The organism is Lederbergia graminis (genome assembly GCF_042655485.1).
Taxonomy (GTDB): domain Bacteria; phylum Bacillota; class Bacilli; order Bacillales; family Bacillaceae_C; genus Lederbergia; species Lederbergia graminis.
On record NZ_JBHSMC010000014.1, the window covers coordinates 191939 to 212095 of the forward strand.

Sequence of the window (20157 nt, forward strand, 5' to 3'; positions counted from 1 at the left end):
TTAGACATCCAGCTTCCTTTCTAGTTTCCGTAAGTAGAATGATGTTGGTACGGTAATAATTAAATATAAAATACATACCATAATTAAGGTTTGGAATGCGCTGAAGGTGGCATTGTAGTATTGTTTCCCCATGTATAAAAGCTCTCCGACAGCAATGACGGAAAAAAGAGAGGTATCTTTCAGGCTAATAATAAATTGGTTGCCTAAAGGAGGAATCATTCTTTTTAGTGCTTGTGGCCATATAATAAAGCGCATTGTTTGTCTTTGGGTTAGGCCTAGAGATCTACCAGCCTCATGTTGTCCCTTATCAATAGAATGAACAGCACCGCGAACAATTTCAGCGATATAGGCGCCAGCATTAATCGTTATGGCAATAATCGAGGCGGTTACTTTATCAATATTAAATCCTATAATATCTTCTGTTAAGCCGCTAAAAATAAATAAAACTTGAACGAGAATCGGTGTTCCTCTTACAACTTCTACATAAACTGCACAAATGCCGCGAATTAGTTTGTTTTTTGATAGACGGCCCAATCCTGTTATTGCTCCTAAAGCAAATCCTAGTATGAGACCTACAATTGTAATGATAATCGTCCACACAAGTCCTTTTAACAAGAATGGTAGACTTTGAATATAGTGACTTTCCATTATTGCTTCTATCATGCAATTAATCTCTCCCTGCGTCTAGTTGGTTGTAAAAGCGCAACAAGTTTCTTGACCTGTTGCGCTTGAAAGAAATTTATTCGTGTGCTTATTCACCTAACCACTTTTCATCTGGTGCTTCCCCAAAGTATTTCTCATACAATTTTGCGTAGGTGCCATCAGCGATTATACTCTCAAGTGCTTCGTTTACTTCATCCAAAATATCTGAGTCTTTCTTTAAAGCGATCCCATATGATTGGCCTTCCAATACATCACCAACCATTTTCAATTTGCCTTCTCCTTCTGTAGCGATATAGTGTTGAACGTTCGGTAGATCATAAAACGCACCATCAAGTCGGCCGTTACTAACATTCATATAAGCAGTAACAATCTCAGGATACGCTTCTACTTGAGCATCCGTATTGTCTAACAAAAATGTTTCACTAGTTGATCCCTGTCTCGTACCAATTTTTTTACCTGCAAGATCATCAATAGATTGGATATCACTATCTTCCGGTACCATTAAGATAAGACCAGAGTCATAATAGGGGATAGAAAAATCAATCGTTTTAGCTCTTTCTTCCGTAATAGACATCCCTGCTATCCCAATAGGGTACCTACCTGATTGCATTCCAGTAAGTAAGCCATCAAAATCCATTGTTTCAAACTCAATCTCAAAATCGGCGCGCTCTGCGATCTCTTTGATTATCTCAATATCAAATCCCTCTAATTCACCAGTTTCTGTGTTCAGATATTCAAACGGTTTGAAGTTTGAGTCTGTTGCAACTGTGTAAGTATCTGAGCCACAGGCAGAAAGTAATACAATGAACAAAAGTAATGTAACGAACGTAACTACTTTTTTCTTCAAAATAAAAGCCCCTCCTAAATTTAATTGCACTTCTTATTATCCACTAAACATAAAAAATATTAAATATTCGTAAAACTCAATGTAAGAGTGTATAGAGTTATGTAGTATGACAAGGTTATAGTAGATACCTGTTTATATAAAAATGCTCCATGATGGTGGCGATTACTTCCATATATACCCGCTGATATTGGAATTAATCATAAATAGGAAAAAATTATAGACAATATGAGAAGTAGTTCTAAATTTCATAGATAGGCATATTATTCAATTGGTAGATAATATATTCAGACAAAATTACATTTGAATTAAAATAGGACTGTCCTAAGGTTATAACCTTATTTGGACAGTCCTCATTAACTGATGGAAGCTTCTTGTTCATTACTATTATTTAACAAGTATTGTAAGGTTTCTGCATCACTTGATGTAGGTAATTCGAATTCTTGTTGGTAATTTTCATGGCCTTTTCCGGTAATAATCACCCATTCTCCATTTGTAGCAGTATCCCATGCATGTTTGATAGCAAGTGTTCGATCAGGGATTACTAATGTTTTACCATCTTTATGATATTGGAGTAGGGTTTCTTCCATCTTCTTATGTGGAATACTGTTCAAATCATCAAATGTTAGGATCGATAAATCGCTAAACTCACAAGAAACATCCGCCATTTCTCTACGTTTATTTGGATCCCGGTCTCCGCGAAATCCAAATATGTGAGTAATAGATTTTGCTTTCATTTCTAAAGCAGTCTGTAAACACTGGGAAAAGGCAGCTGCAGTATGGGCATAGTCTACTATAAAATTTGCGCCACAAGGATGTTGGAAAACTTCAAACCTTCCCGGTACTCCGGAAAAAGATTGAAGGCAATCTTCCATGAGTTGCCCATTTATTCCTAACTGTGATGCAGTCAGAAAAGCCATTGCTGCATTTTGAAAATTATGTATTCCTAGCATATTAAGTTTTAATTTATAACTTTCATTATTCAAAAATAAGTGTGCAATGGGATCGGAGCTCTTTCTTTCCAAAAAATAAGCATCCTTACCAAGGGGAATAATTTCTTTTTGTGAGATTAGGTCCGCTAGTTTTTCACCCCAGCTATCATAACAATTAATGACTGCTCTTCCTTGAGTAGATAATTGATCAAATAAACTTGCTTTTACTTTAAAATATTCTTCCATATTGTGATGGTAATCTAGGTGGTCTTGATCTAAATTCGTAAACAAACAAACATCAAATTCAATACCCCAAATACGATGTTGAGCAATACCATGCGATGATACTTCTATAATAATAAAGTCGTCTTGGCTTGCTGCAATTTGTTTCTGCAATTCAATTGCATCTAATGTTGTATTCCGCTGAGAGGAGGTTATTTGTCCATTCACAATATTATAAACAGAACCGAATAGTGCACATGTTTTTCCAGCGGATTCTAACATATGTTTTAACATGAACGATGTTGTTGTTTTACCATTTGTTCCTGTAATACCTATGACAATATGATTCCTGGAAGGATTCCCATAAAATTCGCACGCAAGCATCGCAAGAGCTAAGCGGCTGTTAGAAACTTTTATATAAGGAACAGGTAAATCCGATTTATCTTTTTCACCAACAATGACTGCTGCTCCAGCAGATAAGGCAGATTCTATATAATCATGGCCATCGGTTTGATAACCGGGTATCGCGATAAATAAATATCCAGGCTGTATCTCTTCTGAATTTGCAGATATTCCTACTATTTCAATTGAATCAAATTCATCATTATGGATAGAAGTAAGTTCTGATAGTTGATTCAAAAGGTTTCCGAGTTTCATGTACCATCACCCCTTGATGTTGCAAATCAGTTTTTCTCTATCCTATTATTGTCAATCTAGGTAAATTTTAATGTTATTTCTGTAAAATTTTCGAAGTAATAATAAAAACTGCAAAAAAGAGATGAGAGAAGGCCAAAAAAAGACGATTTAAAATTACAAATGTAATTTTAAATCGTCTTTGCGCGGATTAAGGTTATTTTGTGTTTTTCCTTAGAAAGCTTTTGAATCTATATGTATCTACAGTGATGGAATTGCTTTTTATGACTTCTTTCTTGTTGATTGGAGCGGAAGGCGGCGACTCCTACCATGGAAATAAAGCTTTAAAAAGTTAGCTCTGTTAAACTCTGTTGTTGATTTGCGCTTCTGTACACTCGCTTTCCGCGGGCACGGCCTCAGCTAACTTGGCAAAGAAAACCGCTTTGCCAAGTGGATCTTCGGCTCGTGCTGTTCCCGCAGGAGTCTCGTGTACATCCGCTACAATCAACTAAGTTGTTAACAACAATGAACTTTAACAGAGCCAAAATGTTAAATTAACTTATACATGCATCGTATAGACCTACCCTAGCACATTTCCATTCCCTGTGGTGGTTTTTTGGATACATGGTTGACTGCGGGGGTAGCGAGAATGGTGAGACCCTGCAAGGAGCTTAGCGACTGAAGCGGCTCACCGCTCTCCCCGCGGAAATCAACTATATGAATTGCTCAAACATGAAATTAGGAAATGCTATTTAACTAAACCAATTGTTTTTAATCCATTGAAAATACCATTATCCTCTACAGATGTTGTTTGATATTTTGCATATTCAAATAGTTTTGGATTGGCATTTCCCATTGCAAATCCCGCACCTACAACTTGTAACATTTCTTTATCATTTAACCCATCACCGAAAGCAATCGCATTTTCGGTGGGGATATTCAATAATTTTAAAATTTCTACTATGGCTCTTCCTTTATTTACACTATCACGGATTACATCATAACAGTGCCGTAGCCCATCTACATTTACTTGAGAAAAGTGATATGCAGAATCTATTTCATACAGGGCTGGGTCTTCATCTTTTAAATTTATTAAAGTAGCTCCTAAAATTTTATCTGCATATTCCGAGGTAAATACATCGTTTTTTTGTAAATTGAACGCCTCAATAAACCCCTTTACTTCGGGCTTATCCAATGAATTGAAATAGTTTTTTTCACTTGTATAAAGAACGATATCATGGTTATTCTTTTCTGCAATTTGTAGGAACTGATGAATGGTGCTTTCTTGCATTGGTTCATTTACAATTACTTCATCTTTATAGATAGCAAGAGCTCCGTTATAGCCGATGAAAGAATGTACATCTAATTCATCTGCTAGTTCTGAGATTTCGTGAAGTGGACGACCAGTTGCAAGGAATACTTCAACCCCATTATTCCGTGCTTGCTTAATTGCATCCTTTGTAGATTCATCGTATGTGTGGTCAGGTTTAAGTATTGTACCGTCAATATCTAAAAACAATGCTTGGTATTTAGCCATTTTCTTCTCCTTAAGTTGTAATGATTATAGTCAGTGTATCATATTCTTGATAGGTGCTGAAAATGTAATCGTTTCCTTGACTACAATTCATAAATGATAGATGATAATAAAAGAGATTAAGAGTGGAGGAGATGACAGAAATGAACTATCGTAGACTAGGAAGAACGGGTTTAAAAGTAAGTGAAATCAGCTTAGGAAGTTGGTTAACGTATGGTAACTCAGTAGAGGACAATACTGCTGAAAAAATTATCCATAAAGCATATGATCTAGGTATCAACTTTTTTGATTCTGCTAACATGTATGGTCTTGGAGAAGGCGAAAAAGTAATGGCACAAGCTTTGAAGGCATATCCTCGTGAATCATATGTGATTACAACGAAGGCATTCTGGCCAATGGGCGATGGTCCTAATGACCGCGGTCTTTCCAGAAAGCACGTGTTTGAACAAGTTCATAGTAGTTTAAAACGAATGGACTTAGACTATGTGGATATCTTCTATTGCCATCGATATGATCCAGAAACTCCTGTAGAAGAAACACTACGAGTAATTGATGATTTAATCCGTCAAGGAAAGATACTTTATGCGGGAGTAAGTGAATGGAGTGCAGCACAAATTGAAGAGGCTGTCAGAATAGCAGATAAGTATTTACTTGATAGAATCGTAGTTAATCAGCCACAATACAATATGTTGGATCGTAGAATTGAAAGTGAAATAATTCCGGTTTCTGATAAGTATGGTATAGGTCAAGTTGTATTTTCCCCACTAGCACAAGGTGTTTTAACAGGTAAGTATTTAAATGGAATTCCGGAAAATAGTCGTGCCGCAAATGAAGATATTAATATATTTGTTAAGCACATGCTAAATGATGATGTTTTAAACAAAGTTCGTCAATTAGATGGGGTAGCTAAGGAGTTGGATACAACTCTGCCAGCACTAGCAATTGCGTGGATATTACGACAACCGAGTGTTGCAAGTGCAATCGTAGGAGCTAGTCGCCCAGAACAAATTGAGGCAAATGTTGAAGGGGCGAAATTAAAACTATCTACTGAAATCATTGAAAAGATAGATGAAATTCTGAAGTAAATAATAAAGACTCCTAAAATGGAATATAGATAAATTAAAAACCGACCTATCAATTTTATGGATAGGTCGGCTTTGTTATTCTGTCTTCGAGTGCTGTTCTCACTGGATGAAACGGTCTAATTTAAAGTTACCAACGATCCGTTGATGTTGCAAAATATATTTCTTATAGAATAAAGCCAAACTATCTTGAATTACTTCAAGTAATAGTTTGGCTTTTAATTCATCTGTATTTCTTTTCTCCAATCGTATTATTATTTATTTAGCTCTGTTAAACTCTGTTGTTGATTTTCGCTCCTGTACACTCGCTTTCCGCGGGCACGGCCTCAGCTAACTTGGCAAAGAAAACCGCTTCGCCAAGTGGATCTTCGGCTCGTGCTGTTCCCGCAGGAGTCTCGTGTACATCCGCTACAATCAACTAAGTTGTTAACAACAATGAACTTTAACAGAGCCATTTATTTATAAATCAAATGTTTGATTAATATTTATGTTCGCATGTCTAATTATTGATTTTAGTCATTAATAAGAAACTTTTAGTAATTATACTCTGCCTTTTTGATATAATGAAAGCGTATAATAGAAACCTTTCTATTATGCAAATTTACCCTACATAGCTAAGAAGGGACATTGGAGGAGCTAAGATAATGGAACAAAAATTTGCTGCACAGTTATTTACTGTACGAGACGAACTGACAAAAGGCATAACATCTACTTTTAAAGAATTAAAGAAGATGGGTTGGGCTGGGGTACAATTGTCGGCATTACCGGCAGGGTATGACCCAAATGAAGTCAAGGAAGCATTGCAGGAAACAGGACTTGGTGCAGCAGGAATGCATATTTCACTAGACCGAATGGAAGATGACCTCGAAAATGTGGTGAAAGAAGCGGACTTATACGGAACAAAAGATATTGTTTTACCTTATATCGGAGAAGAACATAGGAGTGTAGAAGGCTATAAATCCATTAAGAAACGTCTTAATGATATAGCTAGAAAACTACCAAATTATCGAATTAGCTATCATAACCATGACTTTGAATTAAAAACTGAAATCAATGGTGTATCAGCACTTGAATATATTTTAGAACCGACACAAGATAATTTAGTGCTAGCAGAAATTGATGTGTATTGGGTAAAAAAAGGTGGTCAAGAGATATTATCATTTATTCAACCTTATGCAAACAGAATGCCAATCATCCATTTAAAAGATATGAGTGATGATGAGAAAGAAGTATTTGCAGAAGTTGGGACAGGAAAGATAGACTTTCTACCAATTCTCCAATGGGGAGAGAAGTATGGGGTTGAATGGTATGCAGTAGAACAAGATATATGTCCAGGAAATCCAATGGATAGTTTAAATATAAGTTACGAAAATTTGATGAGATTAAAAGAACAAATATAAGGGAGTGATTATAATGTCTGAAGTAAGAGTAGGTATTATTGGTTTAGGTAACATGGGAACAAGTCATGCTAATCAAATTTTTTCAGGTAATATCCCAGGGGCTGTACTTGGAGCAGTTTGCGATGCTCGTCAGGATAGACTTGATTGGGCAAAGGAAACATTCCAGGATCAGGTAGAAGTTTATGATTCTGTTGAGGAATTTTTCAATAGTGGAAATATAGATGGTGTCATTATAGCAACACCACATTATGATCATCCACCACTTGCAATTAAAGCATTTGAAAAAGGATTGCATGTTCTCTGTGAAAAACCTGCAGGAGTTTACACAAAAAATGTTCGCGAGATGAATGAAGCAGCTGAAAAAAGTGGAAAAGTGTTCAGTATGATGTTCAACCAAAGAACAAATCCACTATACCAAAAAGTAAGAGACCTTATCGTTTCTGGTGAACTGGGAGAGATAAAACGTACGAACTGGATTATTACGAACTGGTATCGTTCCCAAAGTTATTATGATTCCGGAAGTTGGCGTGCTACTTGGGCTGGTGAGGGTGGAGGAGTAATGCTGAATCAATCTCCACACCAATTAGACCTGTGGCAATGGACAACGGGATTAATGCCGAAGCGTGTCCGTGCATTTTGTAGCTTTGGTAAGTATCGTAATATTGAAGTAGAAGACGATGTTACAACTTATGCAGAGTATGAAAATGGTGCAACAGGTGTATTTATTACTTCCGTTGGAGAAGCGCCTGGGACAAATCGGTTTGAAATCGCTGGAGACCGCGGAAAGTTAGTCGTAGAAGATAATAAATTAACTTTTTGGCGTTTACGAGTTTCTGAGAAACAATTTAACGAAGAATATAAAGGTGGCTTTGGGGAACCAGAGTGCTGGAAGATAGATATTCCTATTCATGGACATGGAACAGAACATGTTGGAATTATGAGAAACTGGATTAGTGCTATTTTGCACGGTACAGAACTACTTGCTCCTGGAGAAGAAGGTATTAAGAGTTTAATGATTTCAAATGCGGTTTATTTGTCCAGTTGGATAGATAATTGGGTGGAAATGCCAATTGATGAAGACTTATTCTATGAGATGCTTCAGGAAAAAATCAAAAATTCAACATATGAAAAGGTAGATACAGGAGATAAAACACTGGATGTTAGTGGAACACACTAAATATGAGGAGTGTATTTGAATGCAAAAAAAGGATGGGATGAACTACGCCCCTAAAGGTGAAGTGAGGCGAGTTGTAGCAGAAGGAGAATTTCATATTGCTGCAATCGCATTAGATCATGGTCATATATACGGAATGTGTAATGGACTTGTCGAAGCAGGTGCCACCTTGAAATGGGTATATGATCCAGACCCGAAGAAAGTAGAAGCATTTGTAAAGTCATTTCCACAAGTCGAAGTGGCAAATAGTGTGGAACAAGTTTTACAAGATCCTGAAATTAAACTGGTTGCGGCAGCGGCTATTCCTTCTGAACGTGGACCTTTAGGCATTCGGGTGATGGAAAGTGGAAAAGATTATTTCACGGACAAAACTCCGTTTACTACGATGGCCCAATTAGATGCAGCAAAAGAAGCTGTGGAAAGAACAGGACAAAAATACATGGTGTATTATTCTGAACGATTACACGTGGAAAGTGCTGTTTTTGCTGGAGATTTAATTAAGCAAGGTGCAATTGGTCGTGTATTACAAGTACAAAACTTGGCTCCACACCGCTTAAATGCTCCTTCACGTCCTAAGTGGTTTTTTGAAAAAGAAAAATATGGTGGTATCCTTTGCGATATTGGAAGCCATCAAATAGAGCAATTCCTTTTCTATTCTGGCAATACAGATGCGAAAGTAGTAAGGAGCCAAGTCGCTAACTATACAGTGAAAGAATATCCAGAGTTAGAGGACTTTGGTGATTGTATGATTGTTGGGGAAAATGGTGCAACTCACTATTTCCGCGTGGACTGGCTAACACCAGATGGGCTTGATGTTTGGGGAGATGGCAGAACATTTATTTTAGGATCGGAAGGCTTTATAGAAATTAGAAAATACATTGATATTGCCCGCGATAAAAGAGGCGACCAAGTATATTTATCGAATCAAGAAGGCACTTTCCATTATTCCGTTAGTGGAAAAGTTGGGTTTCCGTTCTTTGGAGAACTAATTCTTGACTGCATTAACCGTACGGAAAATGCAATGACACAGGCACATGCCTTTAAAGCGGCTGAACTTTGTCTACAAGCACAAGAACAAGCAGTAAGATTGGAATAGTAATGTTAAAATCCGGACTTGGATATATAAACTCGTCCGGATTTTTATTATTTTGCATCACAATCTGTTACAGTAGTCATAATGATAGTTTGAAAGAAAGGAAGCTTTTGTAGATGAAACAGCAAAACTTCACTACTGGAAGTATTTGGCGTCAATTAATCACTTTCTCTTTTCCGATGTTATTGACTAACCTCTTGCAAGTATCGTATCAATTTATCGATAGTTTGTGGGTGGGTAATTTATTAGGTGCCGATTCACTCTGAGCTGTTGCTGTTTCAAGTACGGTAATCTTTACTGTTCTTTCCTTCATAATTGGAGTGAATAATGCAACGTTAACAATCTTATCGCAATTAAAAGGAAGAGAAGATGATACAGGCTTAAAAAGCTATGTAAATGCATTTACTGTAATTCTTGGTAGTATGGCAATCTTACTTGGAGTGGTTGGTTTTGTATTTGCAGAGTATATATTACAGCTGTTAGGAACTCCGGATGAGTTAATAAAAGAAGCAACTAGTTATTTGCAGATAAACTTTTTAGGGATTCTGTTTTTATTTGGATATAATTTTATCGGTACAGTTTTTCGTGCTTTAGGGAATAGTAAGACTCCACTTCAGTTCGTTATTATTGCAGTGATACTAAATACAATATTAGACCCAATATTTATATATACTTTTAATTGGGGAATAGAAGGTGCAGCTTATGCTACCATTGTTGCTCAAGGTATTGCATTCCTTTACGGACTATTTATTAGTTTACGTAAAAACATAATTCCATTTTCTATTCCGAGTATACCGAAGAGAGAGGAAGTATCTCTCATATTAAATCAAGGGATACCATCTGGTTTGCAAATGACGGTTATTTCTGCAGGCTCAGCGGCAATTATGAGTGTTGTAACCAGTTTTGGAAGTGCAACTGTAGCGGGTTTTGGAGCGGCACAACGCTTAGAGAGTATTATTATGCTTCCTGCACATGCACTAGGAACTGCTGTAAATAGTATGGCAGGGCAAAATATTGCTGCTCAGAAATGGAAACGAGTCAATAAAATAACACTTTATGCTACGCTTCTCAATCTTGCAGCCATGTTGATAGCTGCGGTGCTAATTTTCCTTTTCGCCAATATTGGAGTTCGTATGTTTATCTCAGAACAACAAGCGATTAGCTTCGGGACAGAATATATTAAAATCATTGCATTTTTCTTCCCATTCTTAGGATTTAATTTTGTATGGAATGGTGTTGTTCGTGCTTCTGGTGCTGCTTTTCAAGTATTGGTATTAAACTTTATTTCATTTTGGATTTTGCGTTTTCCATTAATATATATTTTTGCAAAATTAATTGGAGAAAAGGGAATTGCAGTAGGAATGGGATTAAGTTTTGTTATTAGTAGTATCTTTGCTTTTTCCTACTATCGATTTGGAAAATGGCGAAAGATTGAGCTTTTTGATGAAGAAAAGAAATCAGCAGTTACTTTGTAAATTTGAGGAGATAAAAACGATGTTCACTCTTAAAGTTAATGACGAGATCTATTTAAGGCAAATTGCATTACAAGACGCAGAGGCTGTCTTTCAATTGACTGACCAGTCTAGGGAATATTTACGTGAATGGCTCCCATGGTTAGATCAAACTACTAGATTAGAAGATACGAAGAATTATATTGAATTCAGTATCGAAGGTTTTGACAATCATAAATCGATGAATAACGTGATTGTCTATAAAGATAACATTGTAGGTATAGCAGGATTTAATGAATTAGATTGGACAAATAAAATTGCTTATGTCGGCTATTGGATGGGCGAGGGTTATCAGGGGCATGGAATTATGACGAAAGTAGTAGAAGTGTTAACAGACTATGCATTTTCTCAATTGAAGTTCAATCGCGTTGAAATTCGTGCTGCTGTAGAAAATAAGAAGAGTCGAGCAATCCCTGAGCGGTTAGGATATAAGCTAGAGGGTTGTGTCCGACAAGTGGAATGGTTATATGATCATTACGTGGATCATGCTATATATGGAGTACTAGCGAATGAGTGGAAAAAAGATAAAAATAAAATATGAGTATTTTTACCTAACTATTTAACATTCTGTAACAATTTATTCATAATTTCTGGCTATGCTAAGAAAAAAAGAAGCAATTAGCTAGGAGGAATTATGATGTTTGACAATGAACATAATGTTTCCAATATTACTGAGAGACCGAAAGAAAGATGGAAACCAAAATCATCATTTTTCACAAAAGTTATTTCAACTGTAACAGCGGGCATCATTGGATCGGTATTAACACTTGCAGTAGTTGTAAATACCGACTTAATGAAGCAGCCAAGTGCAGAAGAAATACCTAATGAAACTTCTGTTCAACCAGAAACGGATACATCTTTTACAGTTCGACCAGTTTCTAACACCGACACATCATTAGCTGATATGGTGGAAGATGCATCCAAGGCTATAGTAGGAGTAGTCAATTATCAAAATAAATTTAATCGATTCTCACCAATCTCTGAAAATATTGAAGCTGGTACTGGATCAGGGGTAATCATTAAGAAAGATGGTAAACATGCCTTTATCGTGACGAACAACCATGTAATTGAAGGAGCAGAAAAAATTGAAGTCTCATTAGATAATGGCGAAAAGTTAACAGCAGAATTAGTTGGAGCAGATGCTTTAACCGATTTAGCGGTATTGAAAATTGATTCTAATAAAGTAGATGCTGTTTTGGAATTTGGGGATTCTGATTTGTTGAGGGCAGGCGATACAGTTGTTGCAATCGGTAACCCGCTTGGATTAGAGTTTTCAAGAACAGTAACTAAAGGAATTGTAAGTGCAGCTGAGCGTACTATTAATGTCTCTACTTCAGCGGGGCAATGGGATTTAGATGTTATTCAAACAGATGCAGCAATTAATCCTGGTAATAGTGGTGGTGCATTAATTAATTCTTCAGGTCAATTAGTTGGGATTAATAGTTTGAAAATCTCGAGCAATGGCGTTGAAGGTTTAGGATTTGCAATTCCAAGTAATGACGTGATGCCATTGGTTGATCAAATAATTAAAGAAGGTAAAATTGAAAGACCATATATGGGAGTTAGCTTAGTAGATTTAGAACAAGTGCCAGAACAATACTTAAAGGATCTGCCAGAGTCAGTGGAAGGTGGCGTAATGATTACAGCTGTAGAGCCAGGATCTGCTGCTGCCAAATCCGAATTACAAGCACAGGATGTAATTGTAGGTATTGAAAAAGAAGAGATAAAGAGCGCAAGTGAGCTTCGCAAAGTTCTATACACAAAACACAAGATAGGTGATAAAGTGAAAATTTATGTATATCGCCAAGGTAAACTCAAGACCCTTCATATGACACTTTCTGCTAAGCAAGTTGATTAATTCTCAACACCTCTTACATTGCTAGTAAGAGGTGTTTCTAGTTGATAAAAGCTTCAATAAGTTTTATTTTAAGGAAAAGGGCAATGATGGGCGGTGCGTATAGTTGAAGATACTAGTGATAGAAGATAATGAAAGTGTTGCAGCTATGATTGAAATGTTCTTCGTAAAGGAAGAAATTAAAGGTGAGTTTGTATATGATGGTTTCGCGGGATATCAACGTGCTCTTGAAGAATCATGGGATTGCCTCATTATCGATTGGATGCTTCCAGGAATGGATGGCGTCACGATTTGTAGAAAAATTAGAGCAGTAAATAAGGATGTTCCGATTATTATGCTTACTGCTAAAGATAGTGAATCAGATCAAGTATTAGGATTAGAAATGGGTGCAGATGATTATGTAACAAAACCTTTCAGTCCACTGGCACTAATGGCAAGAATAAAAGCAGTAACACGTAGAGTAAATGTACAGAAAACTAAACCAGAAGAATCGGGTGTAATAGAAACTAGACATGTAAAAGTAAATAAAAATACTCGTGAAGTGTATTTAGATGGAAAACCTGTAGACAACTTAACGCCTAAAGAATTTGATCTCCTTTATCACTTTGTTCAACATCCAAAGCAAGTTTTTTCGCGGGAGCAATTATTAGAAAAAGTATGGGGATATCAATTCTATGGGGACGATCGTACAGTCGATGTTCATATTAAGCGGTTGAGGAATAAAATAGGCTCTGGTGACCAGTCATTTTTTCAAACTGTATGGGGAGTCGGTTATAAATTTGAAGAGATGGATGAAGAAGCCGACACTGGTAATACACAATGAAAATTAAATATTTATACCAACAACTAGGAAGTCACGTAAGTGTTATCGTTATTGCCTTCTTAATCTTGAGCTTACTGTTTACACATTTTATGGAGGACTATGTCTATAAAAGCAAAATAGAAGAATTAACCTCCTACGGTAAAAATATTTTACAAGATTTAGAAACAGGATATGGCACACAACAAATACTTCAAGAATATGGAAATGTGTTAGATGGAAGAGATATTCAGTATAGTTTGTTCAATCAAAATTCAACTATTATTTACTCCTCAGGAAGAAGCTTATTAATTGAACTTCAAGAAGAGGATTGGGAAAAAATTAAAGCAGGCCATACAATGGCTGTAAAACAAGATTTTGTCCGTTTTGGTGAAGGTGTAACCTTTGTATTAATGCCATACCATCAAAATAATCAATTTGTAGGTGGGATACTACTAACATCTCCAATAAAGGGTTCTCGCCAAGTCATATCAGAGATCAATCATGATTTAGTGAACACAATGCTGATTGCATTTGCTGTTGCCTTATTATTAAGTTGGATTGTTTCTAGTTTTCATGTGAAGCGTATTAAACGACTGCAACATGCGACATCACTCGTTGCATCTGGTGATTATTCTGTGCAAATCCCAGCGTCTAATTTTGATGAGATTGGAGAATTATCATCTGACTTTAATAAGATGGTAGAGAAGTTAAAAGTTTCGATGGAGGAAATTGAAAGCTTAGAAAATCGTAGGCGGCAATTCATGGCCGACGTCTCTCATGAGATGCGAACGCCACTAACGACAATAAGTGGTGTCATTGAAGGAATCCGCAATGATATGATTCCAGAATCAGAAAAAGAAAAAGGAATGCTACTGGCAAGTAATGAAACAAAACGCCTCATTCGACTCGTGAATGAGAATCTAGATTATGAAAAAATTCGTTCCAATCAAATCACATTATATAAACAAGAAATTAAATTGGAAGAAGTATTAGAAATTATTAAAGATCAATTAGAGCTATTGGCAGAACAAAAAAATAATGAGATAATTGTCGATGTGGACAAGCATGCTTTTATATATGCAGATTATGATAGACTAACGCAAATATTAATTAATATAACAAAAAATAGTATTCAGTTTACAGAGAATGGCCGTATTATTCTTAGGGGGAGAGCTTCCGACCAAGAAACTATTATTGAAATAGAAGATACCGGAATCGGAATAAATGCCGAAGAAATAGAAAAAATTTGGCAGCGCTTTTATAAAGCAATGCTATCTCGAACGACGAATCCTTATGGTGAATTTGGACTGGGATTATCAATTGTGAAGAAATTAGTTACGATGCACAATGGAAACATTGAAGTTACAAGTGAAGAAGGAAAAGGAACAACGTTTACTTTGAAGTTTCCAGTGAAGAAAGATTAGTCTATATGTGTATAAAGTAGCATTTAATATACATTTTTTAGGTTGTTCATAATTTGTTCATACATTATTATTATAATCAAGAGGTAGATTCAGAAGGAGGACTTAAAATGAAATCAAAACTATCAACAAAGAAATTTACCATATCGGTTATTGCATTAGTAATCATTGGTGCAGCTATCATTTTTGGAGCGGCATTCTCTAAGAGAGATGTAGTAGCAAGTGTAAATGGTGAAAAAATAACAAAAGATGATTTATATGAAACACTTACAGATAAATATGGTGCTAGCGCAGTAAATGCATTAATTGAAGAGAAAATAATCGACATGGAAGCAGAAAAAGCGAAGATTAAAATCTCAGATGATGACATTGCTGCTGAAATGCAAAACTATGCTGATACAGTAGGTGGCCAACAAGCACTAGATATGTTCATGATGCAACAAGGTATTACGAAAGAAGACCTTGAGAAAGACATTGTTCAATATTTGAAAATCGAAAAGTTAATTGGTCCAAAAATTGATGTAACAGAAGAAGAAATGAAAGAACACTTTGAAGAAAATAAAGAAAGCTTTAACGAAGAAGAACAAGTACAAGCTAGCCATATCCTTGTAGAAGATGAAGAAACTGCAAAAGAAGTAAAAGAAAAAGTAGATGCAGGCGAAGATTTTGCTGAGTTAGCAAAAGAATATTCTACAGATCCTGGTTCTAAAGATAACGGTGGAGACTTAGGATATTTCGGTAAAGGTAAAATGGTGAAAGAATTTGAAGAAGCTGCATTTGCGCTTGATGTAGATGGCATTAGTGATATTGTAAAATCAGAACATGGCTATCATATTATTAAAGTTACTGGCAAAAAAGAAGCAAAAGAAGCAGTTTTTGAAGATGTGAAAGAAGAAATTAAAGAAACATTATTTAACAAAGAATTACAAACAGAATATCCAACTTGGTTAAACGAGAAAAAGAATGAATACGATATTGAAAATTCTTTTGAAACAAAAGCATAATATTTCATAATTTTTTCCAAAACGCTGGGCATGATAATACATGCCCAGCATTTTTTATTAAAGGAGGAAAAAATATGAAAAAGCAGATAGTTACATATGTATTTGCGATTGTTTTATTGTTCGGAATAGTAGGGAACTCTACAGTGTTTGCAACATTTACGGATGTACACCAGCATAAAGGTGAACATATGTATGACGAAGAAATGTTAAAAAAGAAAGCGGAGAAATTTGGTATTGAGACAGAAGGAAAAGACGCAAAAACATTGCATAAGGAAATAAAAGATGCTTGGATAAAGAAAAAAGCAAAAGAGTTCGGAATCGATACAGCTAATAAAGATAACGAACAGCTTTTAAAGGAAATCAAGAAAATTAAACTAGAAAAAGCTGCAAAAGAGCTCGGAATTGATGCAACCGGGAAAGATCCAGAACAATTAGCGAAAGAAATTCACGAAAAAATCATCGAGAATAAAGCAAAAGAGCTGGGTATATCCACTAAAGGAAAGTCAATGAAGGAGCTATCAAAGGAAGTCCGCGAAGCTTGGATCAAACAACAGGCAAAGGAACTTGGCATATCAACAGAAGGTAAAGAATTAAAAGCACTAGCAAAAGAAGTGAAAGAGCAACAAATCATCCAAGCAGCTGAAAAACTAGGCATGAATACAAAAGGAAAATCATCCAAAGAACTAATGATGGAAATGATGGAAAAACACAAAAAAGAAGTCAAAGAAATGAACCTCCTCCCTTTTAAGGAATGGAAATGGATTTGCCATTACGGACATAAAAAGCATAGATAACAGTTAGAGCTTTCGTAGTATCGAAAGCTCTTTTTTATAGTGCGTGATGATGTGACTGCTGGGCTCTAGGATTGCGATTCTTAAGGGGGAATGGACGTGCTCGCAATTGGGTTAAGTAGTGGGATGTGCAAGAAAATGGTGAGTTGTCGCAAGAATATAGGGTGAATCTGCAAGAATATCGAGTGGATTAGCAAGAATGGATGTGAGCTGCAAGAATATCCTGTGTATTCGCAAGAAAAGTGGGATGTTCCGCAAGAAAGAGAGCAGTAGTCGCAAGAATATGGAGTGAATGCGCAAGAATATCGGGTGAATCTGCAAGAATGGATGTGCTCCGCAAGAATATAGTGTGCAGTAGCAAGAAAAGTGGGATGTTCCGCAAGAAAGAGAGCAGTAGTCGCAAGAAAATGATGTGAATGCGCAAGAATACCGGGTGAAGTAGCAAGAATGGATGTTCTCCGCAAGAATATAGTGTGCAGTAGCAAGAAAAGTGGGATGTTCCGCAAGAAAGAGAGCAGTAGTCGCAAGAATATGGAGTGAATGCGCAAGAATATCGGGTGAATCTGCAAGAATGGATGTGCGCTGCAAGAATATAGTGTGCAGTAGCAAGAAAAGTGGGATGTTCCGCAAGAAAGAGAGCAGTAGTCGCAAGAAAATGATGTGAATGCGCAAGAATACCGGGTGAAGTAGCAAGAATGGATGTTCTCTGCAAGAATATCATGTGCAGTCGCAAGAAAAGTAGTGGTTGTCGCAAGAATATGAGCAGTAGTCGCAAGAATATGAAGTGAATGCGCAAGAATATCGGGTGAACCCGCAAGAATGGATGTGCGCTGCAAAAATATCATGTGTATCCGCAAGAAAAGTAGTGGTAGTCGCAAGAATATGAGCAGTAGTCGCAAGAATATGAAGTGAATGCGCAAGAATACCGGGTGAAGTAGCAAGAATGGATGTTCTCCGCAAGAATATAGTGTGCAGTAGCAAGAAAAGTGGGATGTTCCGCAAGAAAGAGAGCAGTAGTCGCAAGAATATGGAGTGAATGCGCAAGAATATCGGGTGAATCTGCAAGAATCTCAGCACACCGCAAAAAAAATGAGTGTACTCGCAAGAATATCAAACAAACCCGCAAGAATACCAATCCAACCCCATAAACCAAATCACCATCCTTCACAAACAATCCCTTACTAAAAATATCCCATAAATATTTTGTCGATTTAGCAGGAATTTTGTTATTAATGAAGAAGTAAATTATGAACAAATTAAATAGAGGTGGTAGAATGATCAAAAAGTATAGAACGATACCAATTAAGATACTTATATTGGAAGCGTTGCTTAGGAGGCTCCCTGAGAATCATCCCAAAAGACCGAAGATTAGAGAAGAATTGGTAAGAAGCTACGCTGGTTATCGTGGTGAAGAAAGCCTCGATTATTATTTAGCACAGTTACCTCCAGATAATTACTACATTTTTCAAGACCTCCGTATTCCTATCTCCAAAGATACCTACTTTCAAATTGATATTCTCTTATTAACACGCCGTTATTTTATTATTTATGAAGCAAAGAATATGTTGGGTACATTATTTTTCGATTTTAATCAATTGGTTCGGACATATGAGGAAAAAGAGGAAATTTTCCCTGACCCAATTGTTCAAGTACAAAATCAGCAATATCACTTAGATAACTTGTTGAAAAAGCACTTAAATAAAACCGTCCCCAATACCTCATTCGTAGTTGTAACGAATCCATCCTCCAAAATTGAAATAAACTCTCAATATCATGTAGCCAAACAAAAAGTAATTCGTAATCCTGCCATCCTCCCAAGGTTTGTGACTTATAGCAGACAGCATCCAACAGATATACTAGATGATAGAGAGTTACAAAAAATTACTCGATTATTACTAAAGTTTCATACCCCTTCACAACCTGATATTCTATCTCAATTCCAAATCTCCATAGATGAAATCCTACCTGGACTATACTGTGACCGTTGCATGTCCCTATCAATAGTAAAAGTAGATAGAACATGGAAATGCCAACAGTGCGGGATAGAAAATGATAAAGCTTTTATTCAAGCGATAATCGATTACTTTCTATTGATTGGAGCCACGATAACCAATCAACAATGCAGAGCATTCATCCAACATTCTTCCATTTATGTAGTTTCCCGCTTACTTCGATCATTAAAACTGCCTTACAAAGGAAGCACTAAAGGCAGAGCATACCAACTTTCGTTACATGATTTGCAGAAGTGGTTGTAAGCTCGTAGCGAATAGAATTGATATAGTTACACATGGTATGATGAAAATAAATGACGAATAAAGGATGAGAAATGGATGTCCCAATTAAGTAAAAAAGCAATCGCTTCGAAATTGCTTCAAGAATATTCACAGTTGCTTCGTTGTCCTATTTGTAAAAGGACAATGATCATGCAAAATGACCAGTCACTAGTATGTGAAGAGAACCATCACTTTGATCTTGCTAAAAAAGGTTATGTACATTTGCTGTCACAGTCTATTGAAACAAAATATGATAAAGAACTTTTTCAATCAAGAAAACGGATAGCAGAGGACGGCTTTTTTGCACCGCTTATAAAATCTATAACGAAAATAATAGATAGTAATAAGACCGATGCCATCATGTTGGACGCCGGTTGCGGAGAAGGGTCGCATTTAGCCCAAATTCAGCAATCACTTGAGCAAGCATCTTTTGGGATTGGTGCAGATATTGCAAAAGAAGGAATCCAGCTAGCTACAAGTAATTCGTCTAATTCAGTATGGATTGTAGCGGATTTAGCGAATCTGCCAATAGCAACAACATCAATCGACTATATCTTAAATATTTTATCTCCTTCTAATTATGCAGAATTTGACCGTCTACTTAAGAAGGAAGGAAAGTTAATTAAAGTAATACCGAACTCGGATTATTTAAAAGAATTGCGTGGTATTTTTTACGAGGATAAAGAAGCGTATGATAATGAAAGTACAAAAGCGAGATTTCAAGAAAAGTTTGAGCTGCTACATACGGAACAAGTTCGTTATAGTGTGAATGTAAAGCAACCTCTACTGAATGATCTTGTTAAAATGACACCATTATCTTGGTCTGCAGACAAATCCAAAGTGGAGGAAGTAAATAATACAGAATCGATGAACATTACAGTAGATTTAAGTATATTAGTTGGAATAAAGAAATAAAGGCAAGG

Annotated in this window: 17 protein-coding genes and 1 pseudogene; 13 read left to right on the forward strand and 5 right to left on the reverse strand. The window is 36.3% G+C overall.

Features of this window, described 5'->3' with window-relative positions:
• The 4 genes from ACFPM4_RS11145 to ACFPM4_RS11160 form a co-directional block, all read right to left on the reverse strand.
• Positions 1–663 carry an amino acid ABC transporter permease gene (locus ACFPM4_RS11145; protein ID WP_144919571.1) on the reverse strand — a complete coding sequence of 221 codons (663 nt, stop codon included), beginning with the start codon at positions 661–663 and terminating at the stop codon, positions 1–3.
• An 88-nt stretch (positions 664–751) separates the two neighbouring features.
• On the reverse strand, positions 752–1510 hold the full coding sequence (locus ACFPM4_RS11150; protein ID WP_382351439.1) for a transporter substrate-binding domain-containing protein: 759 nt from the start codon (positions 1508–1510) through the stop codon (positions 752–754).
• 353 nt (positions 1511–1863) lie between these two features.
• Entirely contained in the window at positions 1864–3318 is a 1455-nt protein-coding gene (locus ACFPM4_RS11155; RefSeq protein ID WP_382351441.1) for a UDP-N-acetylmuramoyl-L-alanyl-D-glutamate--2,6-diaminopimelate ligase, read from the reverse strand.
• A gap of 724 nt (positions 3319–4042) precedes the next feature.
• The gene (locus tag ACFPM4_RS11160) at positions 4043–4831 is read right to left on the reverse strand and encodes an HAD family hydrolase (protein WP_382351444.1); all 789 of its coding nucleotides are present in this window, start codon (positions 4829–4831) and stop codon (positions 4043–4045) included.
• 140 nt (positions 4832–4971) lie between these two features.
• On the opposite strand from ACFPM4_RS11160, the gene ACFPM4_RS11165 reads away from it, so the two are divergent.
• A complete protein-coding gene (locus ACFPM4_RS11165; protein WP_382351447.1) occupies positions 4972–5913 on the forward strand; it encodes an aldo/keto reductase family protein in 942 nt (313 codons plus the stop codon).
• A 99-nt stretch (positions 5914–6012) separates the two neighbouring features.
• Here the strand turns inward: ACFPM4_RS11165 and ACFPM4_RS11170 are convergent, their stop codons facing one another.
• Entirely contained in the window at positions 6013–6156 is a 144-nt protein-coding gene (locus ACFPM4_RS11170; protein ID WP_382351450.1) for a hypothetical protein, read from the reverse strand.
• Between the two features lie 398 nt (positions 6157–6554).
• Here ACFPM4_RS11170 and ACFPM4_RS11175 point away from each other — a divergent pair, with 398 nt between their 5' ends.
• The 12 genes and pseudogenes from ACFPM4_RS11175 (at position 6555) to ACFPM4_RS11230 (ending at position 20149) form a co-directional block, all read left to right on the forward strand.
• The gene (locus tag ACFPM4_RS11175; protein WP_382351453.1) at positions 6555–7310 is read left to right on the forward strand and encodes a sugar phosphate isomerase/epimerase family protein; all 756 of its coding nucleotides are present in this window, start codon (positions 6555–6557) and stop codon (positions 7308–7310) included.
• Positions 7311–7323: 13 nt separating this feature from the next.
• Positions 7324–8487 carry a Gfo/Idh/MocA family protein gene (locus ACFPM4_RS11180; protein ID WP_382351456.1) on the forward strand — a complete coding sequence of 388 codons (1164 nt, stop codon included), beginning with the start codon at positions 7324–7326 and terminating at the stop codon, positions 8485–8487.
• 19 nt (positions 8488–8506) lie between these two features.
• Positions 8507–9580, forward strand: a complete 1074-nt coding sequence (locus tag ACFPM4_RS11185) for a Gfo/Idh/MocA family protein (RefSeq protein WP_382351459.1) — start codon at positions 8507–8509, stop codon at positions 9578–9580.
• A 113-nt stretch (positions 9581–9693) separates the two neighbouring features.
• A pseudogene (locus tag ACFPM4_RS11190) lies at positions 9694–11052 on the forward strand (MATE family efflux transporter).
• 19 nt (positions 11053–11071) lie between these two features.
• A complete protein-coding gene (locus ACFPM4_RS11195) occupies positions 11072–11629 on the forward strand; it encodes a GNAT family N-acetyltransferase (RefSeq protein ID WP_382351462.1) in 558 nt (185 codons plus the stop codon).
• Between the two features lie 96 nt (positions 11630–11725).
• Positions 11726–12946: a S1C family serine protease gene (locus ACFPM4_RS11200; protein ID WP_382351465.1), complete on the forward strand. Its 1221-nt coding sequence runs from the start codon at positions 11726–11728 to the stop codon at positions 12944–12946.
• A 103-nt stretch (positions 12947–13049) separates the two neighbouring features.
• Positions 13050–13766, forward strand: a complete 717-nt coding sequence (locus ACFPM4_RS11205; protein ID WP_382351468.1) for a winged helix-turn-helix domain-containing protein — start codon at positions 13050–13052, stop codon at positions 13764–13766.
• Positions 13763–15169 carry an ATP-binding protein gene (locus tag ACFPM4_RS11210; RefSeq protein ID WP_382351471.1) on the forward strand — a complete coding sequence of 469 codons (1407 nt, stop codon included), beginning with the start codon at positions 13763–13765 and terminating at the stop codon, positions 15167–15169. Before ACFPM4_RS11205 ends, ACFPM4_RS11210 begins: the two co-directional genes overlap by 4 nt.
• Before the next feature lie 107 nt (positions 15170–15276).
• Positions 15277–16170, forward strand: a complete 894-nt coding sequence (locus ACFPM4_RS11215; protein ID WP_382351474.1) for a peptidylprolyl isomerase — start codon at positions 15277–15279, stop codon at positions 16168–16170.
• Between the two features lie 74 nt (positions 16171–16244).
• Positions 16245–16964, forward strand: coding sequence for a hypothetical protein (locus tag ACFPM4_RS11220; RefSeq protein ID WP_382351477.1), 720 nt, complete (start codon positions 16245–16247; stop codon positions 16962–16964).
• A 1244-nt stretch (positions 16965–18208) separates the two neighbouring features.
• Positions 18209–19216 carry a nuclease-related domain-containing protein gene (locus ACFPM4_RS11225; protein WP_382351480.1) on the forward strand — a complete coding sequence of 336 codons (1008 nt, stop codon included), beginning with the start codon at positions 18209–18211 and terminating at the stop codon, positions 19214–19216.
• A gap of 75 nt (positions 19217–19291) precedes the next feature.
• Positions 19292–20149, forward strand: coding sequence for a putative RNA methyltransferase (locus ACFPM4_RS11230; RefSeq protein ID WP_382351483.1), 858 nt, complete (start codon positions 19292–19294; stop codon positions 20147–20149).
• Positions 20150–20157: the final 8 nt, after the last annotated feature.